The organism is Streptomyces sp. NPDC006384, from assembly GCF_042870695.1.
Taxonomy (GTDB): Bacteria; Actinomycetota; Actinomycetes; order Streptomycetales; family Streptomycetaceae; genus Streptomyces.
In genome coordinates this window covers 39,304-56,571 of sequence record NZ_JBIAHR010000019.1, presented here as the reverse complement: position 1 = coordinate 56,571, position 17,268 = coordinate 39,304, and the positions used below count along the sequence as shown (strand labels likewise).

The following is a 17,268-nucleotide window of genomic DNA, read 5'->3' as shown; positions in this document are numbered from 1 at the left end:
CTGGAGCGGTCCGACACCGGCACCGTCACCCTCCACGGAGAGCGAAACGGCCAGCCGACACGAGAGACCATCCACCACAGCCGCATCCAGCACGGCATCCTCCGGGAAGCGACGGGAGCCTGGGCCTTCAGCCCCGATGAACTGGTACTCACCGCGCTCCGCCGACGGATCCGGACGGCCGTCGACACGGTCGGCGGGGCACCCATCATGCCGGTCAACCACGTTCCCGCCCTGGAAGCAATCAAGCGCCACGCCTTGGCCGCCGTCCGCAGGCCACTGCACCCAGGCACCATGGCCGGCGCCCTGGATGATGCCCTCGACAACGTTGACGCTCTGATCGGCTCGCTGTCCGCAGCCGACGACGACTTCCGCAGCAGACTGTCCGCGCTCCGCTCTGTGCTCGCCACCGCCCGCGACAGCCTGTCCGCAGACACGCCAACGGCGACCGGTCCCAGCCTTGAGGCGGACACAGCCCCGCCGACGCCGGCCGCCACCACCGCCGAATCCGAACTCCTGACCCCGGAGGAGATACGCTTCATCCTTCGACGCTGGTTCGGCAGTGCCACCCACGATTCCCTCCTTTCCTCCTACCTCAACGCACTCGAGAACCCTGCAGCCCACCGACTGTGGGTCAACGGCCACCTCTACGACCCCCCACGGGGCATCCACCTGTACCTCGGAGACCCGAGCATCCCGCTTTCCTTGATGGCCCGTCGCCCACAAGGCATCGACAAGGCCCCCGAGGGACTTGTGCTGCGGATTGAGGACCGTCAGGGCCCCGCTCTCACAGTTCCCTGGGAAGACATCACCGCTTGGATCGAGACCGGCCTCACGGATGCCCTCCGCGAACAGCTCGACGCGGCGCAGCAGGAGTTTCGTGAAGTTCCCACTGCCGAGCTGATAAAGGGATCGTCCCCGGCACGCGACCGCCTGCGGACAACCGAACAGTCCATCTTTGCCGCCCTGGACGACGCCCCGCCGCCGACAGCGGCGCAACTCGCCGCCGCATGGCGCCGCTATCGGCCGGAGACAGACGAACCGGAAGGCCTGTTCGAACTCGCCCAGACCTCCGCCGACCAGGTGTCCACAACCGAAGAGGGGACCGAGTTCGGCCCGGGCACTCCCTGGAAGCACACCAGCGCCCTGGACGATGCAAGGCATGCGGTTACCGACCGCATTTGGGAGCTTTTCGCCGATGCACACTGGGAAGCATGGGCAGAGAGCAACCCGCTGGCAGCCGAAGCTGTTGCGGAAGCAGCCCATCTCATCCGCACCACGTCCCGGACCCGCCCCACCGCGTTCTTCCGCACTGTCCTCGACGCCGCCCGTCGGCTGCATAGCCTGACTACTTCAGTGGCCAGCGAAGGCCCGGGCGCCCGCGAGTTGGAAGGCGCCGTCATGGCCTTCGCGCGGAACCTTGTGGCCACGGCAGCCTCGCCGTATTGGCGCCAGATGTTCCCCGAAACCCCCACTCCTGTCTCCCCACGGCCGGATGCAACACATATGCCTTCCGACCCCGCGAACCCGGCAAGCCCGAACGCTGCCGAGACCGTCGAGGACGGGCAGACCGTATCCGCCGCTGACCAGACTCAGAGCACCTCTCCGGCGGGAGAAACTCCCGAAGAAGAGAACTCAACGCCGACCGCCCTGGAAGGTGGCGGAGGCCCGGACTGGCGCCAGATGGAACCTAGCGCGTACGGCCTTACCCGCCGCACCACGGTGGACCCTGCGCTGCCGCCCGTCAGTCCCGTGCCCGGCCAGGTTCCCCTCCCGGGCACGGAGGACACGACTCAGGAACCGGCCGAACCCACGGTCCCGGAGGACGACGCGGCAAGCGAGGACCAGGACACCCCGCAGTACCACCGTGCAGGCTGCAGCGGCGAGACGCGGTGGCTCTACCTCGCCGCCGACGAAGACCGCCGCATCCGCCACTACCTCTCGTGCGACTGTCACGGCGAGCGGCTCGGCAACTTCCGTCAGTCCGCCCCCCTGCTCAAGCCCGGGCGCCACATCACTACCGCCCGCACCGCTCAGGCGCTCGCCTTGGCGGACCGGAACAACTACGACGTCTCGGGTGACTTCGCAGCCCTCGACGAGCACACCATGCGCGCCCCCGTCATCTGGCGGCTCGCCGTCGCGCGCCAGAAGGAGGTCGCAGCCCCGATGCCCGATCCCCAGTCCCCGGCGACCCCCGAGGCCCAGGCCGCAGCACAGCGTCAGCCCTCCAGCGCACAGGCCCCCTCGACGCTTCCCGAGCAGGCTCCGCAGATTCTGGAAGAACTGCGTGCCTACTACCGGCAGCGGGCTCAGCACACCACTAACGGCCCACTGAAGCTGGCGTGGACCCACCGGGCTGCCGACGCGTCTATGGAGGTCATGGCCGGGGGACTGATCAGGTTCGGCAGCTCACGCAACTGGCGTCTCGCACCGTCCGGCGCCGGCATACCGTTCGGCAGCACCGCCGATAGTCTCAGCTTCGCCAGCAAGACAGAGGCGGAGGCCTTCGCCAAGCACCTTGCCGAGGTGACCGGGGCGGATGGCACGCCGCTCCCCTGGGCCGCGACTGACTTCGCCTCGGCCTTCGACACTTGGCGCAGCGACCGTGGAGAGCGACTCCAACTCGCACTGGCGCGCCTCAGGGTCGAGTTCGACCGCGGTCGTGGCCGCGAGCCCTTCCACGCTGCGGCTCGGATCTACCAGCCTTACGAGGATCGGGGCGCCTCCCGAGACGAGGCGCCGCACGGCCATCTGTGGCCTGACGAGATCCCCGCAAACACCTGGGTTCAGATGCCGACCCGCCCCGGACATCCGGCCCGTGAGGTGCTTGTCACCGCTGTGACGTCCCTGCCCAGCGGGGAGGTCGAGCTCACGCTGGAGGACGGGGAGACCGTTGCCATTCCACGCAACGATGCCCGCCCGACAGTTGAGCCAACCGAAGTCGCGGAGGCCGGCGGTCGCGTCATTGGCCATCGTGTCGAGTCCGCGCTCCTGAAGCCGGGCCAGTGGATCCAGATCGACGCCACGGTCGGCTACAACCGCGAGCGTGAACTGCCCGAGTTGGAGTACGGGCAGGCGTACAATCTCCGCGGCCGCATCAGCGAACTCACCACCACGCCGGACGGCCAGCTCGAGGCCCGAGTGGAGGCCGTCACTGCGGTACACGGCGACACCTGGGCCAACCACACCCCTGACCGCAAGCGGCCCTACGGCGAAGAGGCCCCGGTCATCTGGAGGCTCGGGCAGCGCACCGTCCAGATCACCGTTGATCAGGCGGCGTTCGACACGATGACGGACCGGCCCCTGTCCATCAAGGAGCACGCGGACGCAAACAAGGCCAAGCGGCCGTCACCGGAAGCAATCGTGCTGATGACCCAGGTCGCCGACCAGGCCGCAGCACTCCTGGCCGCCGCCAACCCCGCCTACCCGCAGCACGACCGCCTCCAGCCGCTTGCCACAGCCCTACCCGGGCTCCTCCAGGACATCAACCACGCGATCACCACGTCCGACTACGCCCTCCTGCTGCAGGCGACTCGTACCCTCGCAGACCAGGTCAGCGAGACCGTCGACTCCATCGATGTCTACATGCCCCCGGGCCTGGTGCCGCTGCTCGGCGCCAGCCACCACCTGCGGTCCCTGCTGCTGCACCAGCGCACCCACCAGCTCGACCGCATCCTCGCCGAAATCAGTTCCCACCGGGCACAGCCGTCCCCCCTAGCTGGAATGAGCGACGAGCAGCTCTTCGACACCCTGGAGGAATGGGAGAACGGCGCTCCGCGCGAACAGTGGGCCCGCGAGGAGGAGAACTGGCCCACCACGCCGGACACCATCACCAACGGGGCACAGATTGTCGTCGTCCACGACGACACCCCCGGGGCACGCTCACGCGTGCAAGGCCTCGCCCGGCACGACCTGGCCGCAGCCGCAGTCCTGCGCGCAGCGTCCTTCCGGCCGATCACCGGCTCCAGCGGCGTCAACTGGGACACCGACGCCCGCACGGAACCCGACGCGCGCCGAGCGCTCGCCGAGCAGGCCCTGTCCGGCCTGCGTGCCCTGGGACGCACCGTGGAACTGCGTACAGCCCAGCAGCCCACCCCGGCCCCCACACAGCCGGCCACCACAACGCCCCAGGGTGAAGCGCAGCCGACGGAAGCCCCGCCTGAATCAGTGGAGACCGCGGGCGATCCCCAGCAGAGCGAGCCCAACACCGACACCGACGAGGATGCCCTCAACGCCGTCAGCATCTCGGTGATCCACCGGGGACACCCTCTGCAGAGCCTGGTCCGCGGTATCGCCCCCAACGACACCCGAGCTGAGGAGGTACTGCGCGCAGCCGGCTACCGCAAGATCCGGGGGAGCGGCGGTCGAGGATGGGAGACACCCAGCAACTGGAAGTCGGAGACCCGGCGCAGCCGCGCCATCCAGGCGGTCCACGGACTGCAGGCCCTCGGCCGCAACGTGACCTCCGACATCCAGGACAGCCAGCCTCGCGTCGAGAACTACCGCTCCCAGGAACGGCGCGTACAGGAAGGCCCCTTCACCTCCCGCCAAGAGCACCGCATCAGCGAGGACCAGCTCCTCAAGAAGCTGCACGACTGGATCATGTACATGGAAGGGCACTCCCTCTCCACCCGCGTGCACTACCTGCAGGAACAGGTCGTCGTCGAGGCCGCCAAGACGACCATCGTCCAGGCCCTGCAGAAGCAGCAGCACACCCATGAGAGCAACGGCCAGCCCGACCGGCACCTGACCGACGAGGACATCTACGACAGCCTCCTCGAACACCTCACGACGCTCGACCACGACAACTACCGTCGCCCAGAGGTCGCTGACCGACGCGAGGACCTCGTCACGGAGCTCCGCCGGCACCTCGACCAGTGCGGGCAGACCCGCAGCACCACCACCTACGCTGCGTTCCTCGCCAGCGACGCCCCACCGCCCCGGGTCCCGGCGGCAGACCTACTGCCCGACCGCAAGCTCAAGCACGGCAACCAGATCTGGACCGGTCCCGAGGCCGTCCTACGTTTCTCCCGCGAGGCGCACTACTACGACAAGCCCGTACGCCAACTTGCGACAGGCGAATGGCGAGTCACGGTCGACCACGACGACATCCGCCTCTTCAAGACCCCCACCGAGGCGGAAGAACAGGCGCTGGCCCGATCCATCCGCCACAGCGTCGACACGCTCACAGACTTCCCACCCCTGGACAGCGAGACCTTCCAGCAGGCCGTCAACGAACTGCGGCAGAGCATCGACACCTGGCGGCAGACCGCCAGCGCGAACACAGACCGCGGCTTCAGCCTGCGCTACGCCCGCGAGAATCTGGACAAGAACCTCGATCACGTCTTCTGGGTCCTGGACAACCGCCGCCCCCTGCGCGTTCTCAACGAAACCCTTCAGGAGGCCACCGACAACGCGGTCCGGGTCGAAGCGGCACTGGAACACACCTATGAGGAACCGGCCGACCAGGAGGCGCTGAGGGCTGTCGCACACCACTGCCGCATCCTGCACGAGCGCCTGGAGGCCACCTCTCGGACTCCCAAGGAGCTACCGACCGAGCGACGGTTCACCAGCATCGACGAGGTCCGCACGCACTGGAGGAACAGCCCGGACACCGCCAACGCCCCACTCCACCAAGACAATGCCCGCAGGGCGGCCGACGACCTGGACGACACCAGCCAGCTCACCCAGCGCGGTCACCTCGTCGTTACCCAGCATGAATCCCGCGGCTTCTTCGTGATCAAGCACACCGGGAGCAGCCTCACCGTCACCACGGCCAGCACGCGCCATCCGGACCGGGCCCTGAAGCTGGCACAGGCGCTGGAAGACATCGCCGTCGGTCAGCAGCCCTTCGACTGGACCTCGCCCGGCATCGACCAGCGGCTCGCCACGCACCAAGACCTGATCAGGACGGTGACAGCACTCCAGGAGAAGACGTGGTACTCCGCGAGCGAGGCGGCCGGCCAACGGCGCACCCTCCGTGACGTAGTCGAGTCCTGGCCTCACAGCCGGATCACCCCCAACGACACCTTCGAGCTCACGGCGGGCGGTCTGGTCATCGGTGCAGACCGCGGCTACAACTCCGCCTGGCACATCCTCCCCGCGGCCGCCGCGCTCGATCTCGGGCTGCCAGCGATGCCTGACCGCGACCAGGCGCACGCTCTGGCTCAGCATCTGGAACGCGAGCTCGTGGACCACACCCGCACCCCTATCGACTGGGGCAGCCCCGCTCTTGCCACGGAACTCACCACGTTCCGGACTAACAGCGGCCTGAGCTTCCACGAAACACTGGTCGAAGCCCACAGGGCCTTCACCGCACCTCCTGTCCCAGCCGACGCGCAGCCGCCAACCACTAGTCCCGTCCCTTCCGCTGTCGCCGAGGCAACGGATGCCTCCCTGGAGCCCGACAGGGAGGAGAATCCCTCGCCCCCGGCAGACGAAGCCCACGGCCAGTTCCTGCTGGGCGAGACCGTCACCCGAAGCGGACAGGTCGTCGGCAACCGCAAGAAGAGTTCGGCCCAGGGCGACTACCACTGGATCACCATCCGCGCGCACGACAACACGATCCTCGCCGTGCGCCTCGATGCCACGCCCTACACCCCCACGGACTTGCAGCCCGGCCAGGAAGTCACGATCACCGGCACCGTCGCTGAACCCGCACACCGGCGCAACGGCCGTACCCAAACCCTGCTGCGCAGCCCCGTCATCACCCCGGTCGGCACCCCTGCAGGACCAACCGCATCGCAAGACTGGCCCGACCTGACGCCAACGCAGCGAGACGTACTCCGCGCCCTCCCCTACGCACAGCGGAGCATGGCCTGGGCCCCGTCCTCCTTCGAGCCCTCCTTCGAGGTCCTCATCGGGGACCAGTGGAAGACCGTCACCACGGTCAACGCCTTCACCCTGCACACCGGCCCGGAACTGCACGGCTTCCACGAGGTCCTGGCTGTCCGCGGCAAGGACCACCAAGACCACCAAGTGGCGCTAGCCACCGTTGCCGACGCCATTGAGGAACTGAACGAGCCCACCGACGAAGAGCTCCAGACCCTTCTGCCCCCGGCCCCCTCCATCGGGCCACCCGAGGCGCTTACCGACGTCGAGCTGCACCAGGCGATCGGCCAGCTCACGTCCTGGCTGGACGCCGCGTACCCCCATGCCCTGACCGAGATCGACCCCGATGAGCCGATCACACGGCGCCTCATCACCGTCCAGGAACTCCGCACCCGGCTCGACGCCGAGCGCGCCCAGCGCAGTGGCCTGTCCCAGGACCTGCACACCGTCGGCACGATGACGCTGGAGCGCGCACGGCACCACCTCCACCTGGGCGCCCGGGACGCACACGGCCGCCTCGCGATCCTCGACCGCAGCGACACCGCCGTCGCGCACATCGTCCAGGACACCGACGGGTACCGCGTCCACCACAGCGACGGGAGCCCGGAAAAGCGCACCTACCGAAGCCCGCATGGGGCGATGGCTGCCTACTTCCGCGACCACCACCCGGCCGCGAAGAGCTCCCAGGCCAAGACGACCGCACCACGCTTCGCCAACAGCGTGGCCTTCCGTGCCTACCTGCGGACCCTGCCCGACGCCGCCACTACGGCCGAGCAGCGGATCGTCGAGTACTGCCGTCGTGCCGCCGGCCGGGAGGCGAAGGACGAGAAGGGCAAGCCCATCGACCTCGCCCCGGTGCGCCTTTCACCCGGCAAGAGGATCGCCCTACACCGCGGTGACACGAAGACCCGGACCCGTGCTGACCTTGAGACGTCCCTCAAGCACAACCGGGCCAAACTCTGGGACTCCGGCGACAGCGCGCCCCGGATCGTCTCCAACTGGGTGCTCCAGTCGCCACATCGACTCCAGACCATTGCCGGCGTCTTCCCCGTCCGCACCCTTCGCGAGGCGGAAACCCTGGCCACCGCCCTCGAGTCGCTGAGGGACCACGAGGGGAAGCCGCTCGACTTCGACCAGCCAGGTCTCACGGAGCGCCTGCGCGGCTTCCGCGACGCCGACGGCCGGAACTGGCCAACAGCCGTGGCGGTCATCCGAACCCTCACACCTGGGCTCGACCCCGACGGCACACACGCTCGGTGGCTCCTCAAGAACGCCCCCGAGCACGCTCCAGCCGCCCTGACAGATGTCACCTACGCCCCGGCGAACCAGGACACCGCGCCGGAAGCGCCCGCCACCCGCGAGGCGACGCCCGCCGAGAAGCCCGCGGACCCGACGCCTCCCGCTGAACCAACCGAGCCGACCCCTCAGCAGCGCGCCGAAACACGCCAGGAGGCCATCGACCGCCTCACCACCCTTCAGCCGGCGTTCCTCTCCAACCTTGACCTGGCGCGTGCACACGTCACCGCGGGCGGGTCGTTCCTCGTCGCCAAGTCCACGGCCAAGGAAAAGCCGCTGTACCGCAAAGGCAAGTGGTACACCGTCCACATCGCCAGCGGAACCCTCATCTCCTCCCGAGACGGGGACGACACCAAGCGCGACGCGACCGAGTTCGCCGACCTCCTGGAGCAGGCCACCACTGCCGACGGCAACACCATCAACTGGGCACAGTTCACCACCAGCGATGAGCTGCGCTACACCCAGAGCGTCCCTGGCTACGCCTACGACGACATCTACAACAAGACCGGAGTACGCTTCCAGGCCCAGCGAGCCGCCGCAGAAGACGCAGCGCTCGAGGCACAGCGGCCCACCGACCCCGACCCGCGCACTGGCCCCTTCCGCCGCCGCGACGATCTGCTTGCCTACTGGGCTCAAGGCGCCGACCCGACGCTACCCGAGGCTCACCGCAACGCGCTGCGCAACGTCGCCACCCAGACTCCCGAGACCGTGCACCTCTCCGCGGACGGACAGTTTGCGCTCATCTCGGCGCCCCTTGGGTGGCTCGTCCTGACCGCCCGCAGCGGCAACAGCCTCATCCCGGCCAGCGACCCTAACCACCAGGCACGCACCACCCACCCCACCCGCAAAGCGGCAGAGGGCTGGGCCGCACTCGTCGCCACCCTGCGTGACGCGGACGGCAACCCGCTCAACTGGGCAGCCCCTGACATCCGCCCAGATGACCGGGGCAGTGACCGCGGGGAGAGCTGGAAGCTCGCCTTCCTGCGCATTGACGCCGAACATGCCGCTCAGTTCGGCGACCAACACCGCAACGCCGAGCGACGCTACGAACTTGAGCGCGAGCGAACAGACAACAACGGGGCGGGAACCGGCCGCATCTGGGGTCGGGAGATCGAAGACGGCACGGAACTGCGGTATGAGGCGGACCCCACGCTGCCGGAGCGGGTGCTGTCCATCACGCACCGCACGGACGACCAGATCACGCTGCTGACCACCGCAGGTTCACGCACCGTGGGCGCCGACGAACGCGTCTCCCTGGCCCCTGGTGAATCGCAGAGGTCTGCAGTGAACGACGAGGGACAGACCCTCGGCACCCGCGTCCTGCCGTTCGAACTTAAGGCAGGCCAGCGCGTACAACTGCAGACGCCGGCCAGCACGCTGTACGGCCGCGTCCTCCTCTCAGAAGCGGTCGGGGCCTCACACCTGATCACTCTCTGGGCGACCGTCACCTCGGCCTCTGCGAACAGTGGAGAGATCCGGCTCGACGGAATCCGCCTGTGGGACGGCAGCGGACGCCCCCTTGCCCGAGTGGACCACAGCGCCACGGGGCTCAGGCAGTTCGACATCGACGGCCGCCCGCTCGTCCAAACCAGCGATAGCGTCACGTTCACCCTCAGCGACCTGGACGGCCTCGGCCAGTTCGTGCAGCTCGACGACGATGCGCCCGAGCCCCGTGACAAGTACGCGCACGAGGCCGTCCCGCGCCCGGAAACGCCAGAGCCCCACGAGATCACGCCGAAGCAGATGCAGCCAGGCGACCACGTGACCCTCATCGTCGGCCCAGGCAACCTCGAGTGGCCGGACAGCACCCGGGGCCTGGCCAAGACCCCAGAAGAGGTCAGGATCCAAGGCCTGGTGTCCCCGTCGTACGACGGGCACCCCTGGAGTTCTGCCGCGCTGCTCCAGGTCACCCTTACGGACGCCCAGAGCGGGGAAGTGCTGGCTGCTGACGAGCCGCACGTCCTCATCACGCGACTGCCGACCACCGTTCTCGTCGACCCCAGCCAGTACCGCGACGACTTGCGGCCCGAACCCCGGCGCGCCGATCAAGTTCGCATCGGTGACCTTGTCGCCCGCGGGCGCACCGGTCTGGTGGTCACGGACATCTTCCACGTCACCAACCGCACGCCTCATATCGGCCTTCGCTTCGGCGATGACGAATACCCCTTCCTCCCGGAAGCCAGCGAGGAACTGGCCATCGTCCCCAGGGAACGTCGCCGCCCCGAAGACCTGGCACGACTGCCACGGCTCAGCCAGCATCCCTCGATCAGCGCTATGCAGTTCGACATGAGCCGCATCATCGGCGCACCCAACTCCTTGGTCGCCCGGCTCAAGGAGGAGGCCGAGCGGCGCTCGGAGATCGTGCCCGGACTCAGCGCTGCCCTGGACGAGGTCGAGCAGGCGCTCGCACCGCTGAAGACTGCGGGCAACGGAGCCGAAGGCTGCCGTGAACGAGCCGCGGCACTGCGCGCAGCGCTGCCCTTGGTCCAGCGCATCAATGCCGCACTGCCGCTGCCCGTACGGACGCAGTCCGGACTCGGCGAAGACGTTCTCGACCTATGCACGGCCCTCGACGTCCAGGCCCAGCGCCTCGATGCGGACGTCGCCTACCTTGAGCAGCGCGCCGCCGAGCGCACCGTTGCCACGGAGACGCAGACCCAGACGGCCAACGCGGCGCCGCAGACGGCAACGCCAGAGGCGCCGACGGCGACCGCGCCGAACGAAGCCACGCAGGCGGTGCCCGAGTCAGCGGACGAGGACGCACTCTTCGCCGTCGACGCAGTTTCCACCCCCATGCGGCGCCGTAGCATCGCCGAGGATCTCGCGGACGAGCCGTCCGAGGCAGGCAGCGAAATAAACGCTCCCTCATCCACGGCACCGCCTCACGGTGCAACGGCCGCGCCGCCCGCAGCTGCGAGCGAAACCACCGCACGGCTGGCACAGCGGCGCCGTCGGCACACTCCAGCCGGCTCAGGGCAGGAGGGAGACGCGCTCTTCAGCATGACCACCGCAGACGGCGCAGACGCCGAGACTGAAGCCCTCAAGACTCCCGCACCTGAGGCTCTTGCCGACGTCGTCTCGGACCCTGGAGGTATCGGCGCCTGGGACGCCGACGGGGGACGCGCTGCCGCGGAACCCGAGGACGGACGCGAGATGACCGGGCCCGCCGAACACCAGGGTGGCGCTGGAACCGAGATCACCGCCGACCAGACAACGGCGCCCACCCGCGGACAGGACCAGGACCCCGCACCGGAGCGAACTGCAACAGCCCTCCAAGCCGGACCCCGCGCAGAGACCCCGACCACCGGTCCAGGTACCGCCCCGGAAGCTCCGTCCTCAGCCGCAGAAGAGATGCCCTCCCCCTTCCGTATCGGCGAGTGGCCTCAGATCGGCCGTATCAGCGGAAGGCAGCTGCAGGCCTGGCGCCGTCGCGGCGCCGCCCTGCCTCCGACCACCAATGCCCACACCGATCCCCGAACCGAAGCAACACGACACATCACGGACCCGAAGCTCCGCAGTGATGCCCGGGCCCTGTTCCAGCAGCTCAACCCGCTTGCCGAGTTCGACGCTGCACTCACCAGCGCGCTCAGCCGCACCCGCAACTCCTCCGTGCGAGCGCTTGCCTCCCAGGCGGGGCAGGCACTCCGCCAGGAACTCGCCGCCTGCGCCGACGAGGCGCGTGAACAGTTCCTGACGGCGATGACCGCACCCGGAATCCTGCACTATGCCCGCGGATACGGGCGCGACGTACCCACCGAACGGGCCTACCAGCGCAGCCACAGCGCGTTCATCCACGCAGTCGAGCAAGCCGAAGACGAGGCACGACGGCGCGGCCTCGACACGGACGCGGTGACCGCGGTGCTGGCCGACGCCGCCGGGTGGGACGGCAGCATCAACGACGGCCGGCTGTTGAACACACAGCGCCTGAATGCACCCGTTCACGCCGCCTACCGCTCCGCCCACGACCGCCTTGCATGGATGCTGCAGCGCGTAGGCTGGCTGGACAAGCACAACAAGGCCCGGGCAGCTTTGAAGTTGTCCGAGCTCCAGCCGCCGCCTCCTGTTCCCGCGAGTACCGCCGACGCCAGCTTCTGGCCCTCCCTCGACACCGCGCAGCGCCGCTACACACGGACGCCGCGCCGAGACCTCTCGGCGCTCGCTGCCGCCCATCTGGCAGAGGGCGCAGACCAGGTCATAGGCCAGGCAGCCTGGGAGGAGGCATATCCGCTGGCCCAGTTCGAGGAGAACGCCCGAGCGGTCCTTGACCAGCTCACCGACACCGAAGAGCACCGCTTGGTCGGCGAGGTCCAGCGCGCGCTCCACGCCGACCTCATGACCCTGCTCCAAGACACGACCCAGGCGCCCCCCACCATCAGTCAGCTCGCTGCGATCGTGGCCGGGCACCGCTCCCGCGCCGCGGACGAGGCCGAGATGCTCGGTCTCGATCCCGCCCAGGTCTGCAGTCACCTTGACTACGTCACAGGCTGGGACGGGTCGATCGCAATCACCCCTGAGGGGACGGCCGTCGCCAACTACACGACCGTCTTCACACTCCGCGCCGCCCGGACGGTGACCGGAACGCCGGAGCGGCGCCGCCGCCGACACGAACTCGTCGCGCAGCTGCCGGACCCCAAGGCGCTGCTCACCGTGCTCACAGCGCTCCAGAAGCCGGCCGACCCTGGCCCGAGCCCTCAGGCTCAGATGGCTCTCATCTCCTCTGTCTCCGAACCCCCCACCGACCAGCTCGCCCCAAGCGCTACCTCGAATACTCCCGACCCGGAGCCGCATACGGCCGCGCCGGAGCCCACTCAGTCCACCACCGAGCCGATGGAGAAGCCCATGGCTGCACCCCCTCCGGCTGCCCAGCCCGCAAGGACGGCGCAGCCCCGCACCGCCCCCGCACCCCCGCCTGCCGCTGGCCGTGTCGTCGTCCTCACCGTGAACGGTGACTCATACGCATTCCAGGAGCTGGCTGCTGACCGGCTCGGCGTAGACGTCCGCAACGCCCTGCACCACGGCGGCGCCCCGGCCAAGCGAGTCCTGTACGGGAACATCGGCAAGGCGCAGCTCCCGCTGTTCTGGGAGGCGACGCCGACTGGGATCGTCTTCACCCTCGAGGGGGATGCGGAGCCGGTGCTGACCGTGGCACCCTCCGAGATGACGCCGGTCCAGTCCGGTGTCAGCCCGCGTCGTGAGGAATCCCCCTATCTGCGCCTTGTCGCCGCCATTGCGGCCCGTCTGGAGGCCACCGGTCAGACGGCGCCGCCCGGACCCAGGCTTGTCCCGCAGGCGCCCATAGGCCCTACCCCGGCCGCCCGCGCCCAAGCTCAGCGTCTGGGGGATGCCGCCAGCCAGGTCGGCGACCGAGCTGCTCTGGAACGGATCATCGCCCAGTCGGATGGACAGGGCCTGAGTGAGACTCGGGTCGACACCCGCGGCCCCCTCGGCGAAGTGCAACTGGGCGTGTGGCTACAGGCCCAGCGCAACCGCGTCGAAGCGGACTCCGCTACCCAGCCGGACACCACCGCACCCGCACCGGCACTTGCCGATCCGACGCCAGCACCGAACGAAGCCGCGCCCGCGCCGCAGGATCGCCCCGAGACGGCGCCCGCGCCCGCCCTTTCCACTCCAGTGCCCACCACTCCTCACTCTGGCACCCAGACGACACCCTCAGCCGAGGAAGCCCCACGCCCCCGGCGCACCGTCGCACCCCCTGCCGGCGCTGCCGACGAGCCGGATCAGGCACCGAAGCGGGAACCGGTGGTCAAAGACCGGGTATACGACGCTCTCGAAGCCGCCCTCCCGCTCTTCGAGCAGGCGCTGGCCGCTCCAGAAGCGGCGGCTGCACAGACCCACCTCGCCGAGAAGCGCGGTATCACCGAGCCGGCCGAAGCCCGGCGCTGGAACCTGGGGTACGCGCCCGCTGGTCCACGCACCCGCAAGTGGCGCGCGATCACCAACGAATTGCGCAACCAGGGGTTCACGAAGGACGAACTGGTCGCCGCGGGTTTGCTGAACATCACCGATAAGGGGAAGGAGGTCGACCAGTTCATCGACAGCGTGGTGCTCCCCATCCGCGATGAGCAGGGCCGCGTCATCTCCTTCATCGGCCGTGCCCTCGATCCGAAGGCAATCGAGGACTACGGCAAGTACCGTTCCAAGAACACCCTCGTCTTCAAGAAGGGCGAGCAGCTGTATGGGCCGGATGGTTGGCAGGCCACCGCCACACGCGGCGGCCCGATCTACCTCAGCGAGGGGCCCTTCGACGCCAACGCGAACACCGCTGCCCTGGATGCCATCGGTCATGCGGATGCCGAGCGCCCCGGTGTATCCGTCGCCCCCTGCGGCACCGCACTCACCACAAACCACATCGCCGAACTCGCGGCCCTCCACGACGGCCCGCAGCCTCTCGTGTTCGTCCTCGACAACGACCGCGGCGGCCAGGACGCGCTGCTCCGCCAGGCAGCACTGGCCGCCGAATGGGACGGCCCCGTCCATGCCGTGTTCATCGACGGGGCCAAGGACCCCGACGAACTGCGCCTGAAGCAGGGCGATGCAGCCCTGCACCGAGCCCTCACGGAAGGTTCTGTCCCTCTCGACGAGGCCCTCGCACAGATCGTTGAACTCCGCGCCGCCGAGACACTCAAGAAGATGCAGAACGAGAAGAGCCTCCTGCCTCCGGTCGACGCTGCTCAGGAGATCGGAATGATGCTCGGCGCAGCCCGGCTGCCCGAGGCAACCGTGATCAAGCTGGCGCTGCACCTCCAGGACACCCTAGAGATGGGAGCCGAGCACACCACCTACGCGGCTTTCACCGAACGCAACCAGCACGAAAGCGCCGACTCGGCCTTCCGCCGGGCATCCGAAGCCATCCATCAGGTCATGGAGGAGCGCCAACGCGCCCAGCAGGCGACACACTCCCAGGAGGAACTCCCGATGGCAGCGACCGAAACCGCCGAGCCCGCACAGACTCTGCCTGCGGAACAGCTGGCCGCCGACCTCGAGCCCGTCATCCAGGCAGCTGAATCCAATGAGACAGCACCCGCCACCGTGGCCCCGGAGGCTGCCGCTGCCGCGTCGTCGATGCCCATCCGCGAGCGCCTGGTGGCAGAGGCACGGGAGGCCGACGCCACTCTCGCCGCCGCAGGGGAGCAGGTCACGCTCACAGTCCCCCTCGACCTCCAGCCGCTGATGCAGGAGTTCGAGACCCTGACCGCCCTGGAAGGCCAGACGGTCCTGGAACGGCCCCCGCTGCGTGAAGACCAGCGCTACCAGCAGATCCTCCTGCTCGTCGCCGCCGCCAACGCCGCGCTCACCGCCATCCGAACCGACACCAGTAGCAGCCAGCACACCCGTCAACGTCGGCAGGCTGCACTCACCTCGACGGTCGCCCGCGCCATCAGTATCAACAGCACGGCGCTCTCCGAGGAGCTGGCGCGCGAGGGCGTCCGCAACCACCCGGTTCCCGAGACACTCCGCGCGCTCACCCGAGCGGCCACCGATACTGCCGACCATGCTGCCGGGATTCTCGAGCCCGGGGTCGGCCTGACGCACTACCTCACCGTCACACGGGAAATGGACAAGCTGGTTACCGCTCTGGAGGCTCTTGCCCCCCCGAACCAGCGGCACCTCCCGCTTCCCAGCTGGCCCGAGGCACTGACCTGGGATGCACTGCGTCACTCGCTCCCCACTCTGCGCCGGTCGCCGGCCGCTCAGGTCACAGCTGATCTCACCCGCCGCTGGACGCGCCTGGATGCCGCGCTGGAACGCTTCCAGGGCGACCGGAGGCTCAATGGTCTCGGACGGACGCTGAAGATCCGAAGCGCCGAAATGATCGCAGCGCTGGCCGGTCACCTGGCCGAGGTATCCGAGCGCAAGGGAAACCGCCTTAGTGCGGCACTGTGGCAGGGGGTTCACCACTGGGCCAGCGAGACCGTCGACCTTCTCCGCGGCCGAATCAGCGAAGGTGAGACCCGGGAACCTGGCTACTACACGGACAAGAGGCACGACCCTGTCTACGAGACGGCCGTCCAGCAGGCGCGTGCGGCATGGAAGGAACTGGAGGCGCTTGACCCAGACGACCCCGAGGCCCCTACCCTTCGCGCTGGCATCCACGCCCGGGCTCTACTGGCCCGACTCAGCTACACGGCGCAGCGGGGTGAAAGCAACGGTCTCGACATGGCCCTTGACCCCTCCGAACGCATCGGCTTCCTGCTCAAGAATGTGGACGGCCCAGCGCGTATCGGAGAGTGGAGCCGCATCCGTACCGCTGTCCTCGAGCTCGCGGAGACGCTGTCGGAGCGCAACCCGCGGCGCGAACTGCTCAATGCCTGGGCCGAGCGCGTACACCAGACCATCAGCGGAGACACCACACCGGACCCCGCCTCCGCAGCACGGCTGACCGAGACGGACATCCACGAGTTCGCCCGCCGAGCCCTTGCAACTCAAGAGCCCTCGCCCCTCGTCCTGGCGGACGATCCCGAGACCTTCGAGCGTGCCCAGCACGCGCTGGCCGTCATGGAGCGCATGGGCATCGTCTCAGCAGCGGACGCCACACATCCTGAGGGGCCGTCTCGCCGCGCGATGCTCATCACCGACCCGGACCAACTGCAGCAGGTCCTGTTGGGCACCGATGCAGAACTGGCTGCCTACCGTGCCAGCCTGCCCACCGGTGCGGCGGCGGAGCAGGCACCGACCGCACAGGCCGTGACCTCACCTTCGGCCGAAGCCAGCGCGGCTGAGGCAGCCTCCCCAGAGGCCGGCGCGACACCGCCGGAACCGGATGGGCCTTCTGCCGAGCCTCCCGCGAGCGCGGCACCCACGGCGGGGCAGGGTCCTTCCGCAGCCACGTCTCCGTCCGTCGAGCCGCAGCCAGCAGCTGGTCCCGCAACACCGGAAGCCAGTCCGGAGAAGCCTGCGAGCGCACCTGAGCCGGAGCGGAGCGCACGCCAGTCCACCCAAGCCCGGCTGGCCAGCCTCCTCAAGGACAGCGGCGAACGTGTCAACGTGCTCAACACGCGACGCCCGCAGGCGAATGCGGCGCAGGAATCGAGCCCGGCTGTCACGCCGATCAGGCCTCAGGACCAGGCCGCGCAGCAGACTCAGCAGCCCCTCGCCAGGGCTGCAGGAGCCGGTCGCGGTTAA

At 68.9% G+C, this 17,268-nt stretch carries 1 protein-coding gene (only partly in view); it reads left to right on the top strand.

All coding sequences use genetic code 11. The features are described 5' to 3' along the window. A protein-coding gene (locus ACFYOJ_RS24650) for a hypothetical protein (RefSeq protein ID WP_356558225.1) crosses the window boundary here: on the top strand, positions 1-17,268 show its 3' portion. Its footprint begins 15,006 nt before the window's first position; the window shows 17,268 of its 32,274 coding nt (coding positions 15,007-32,274); its start codon lies beyond the left edge, outside the window; it ends in the stop codon at positions 17,266-17,268.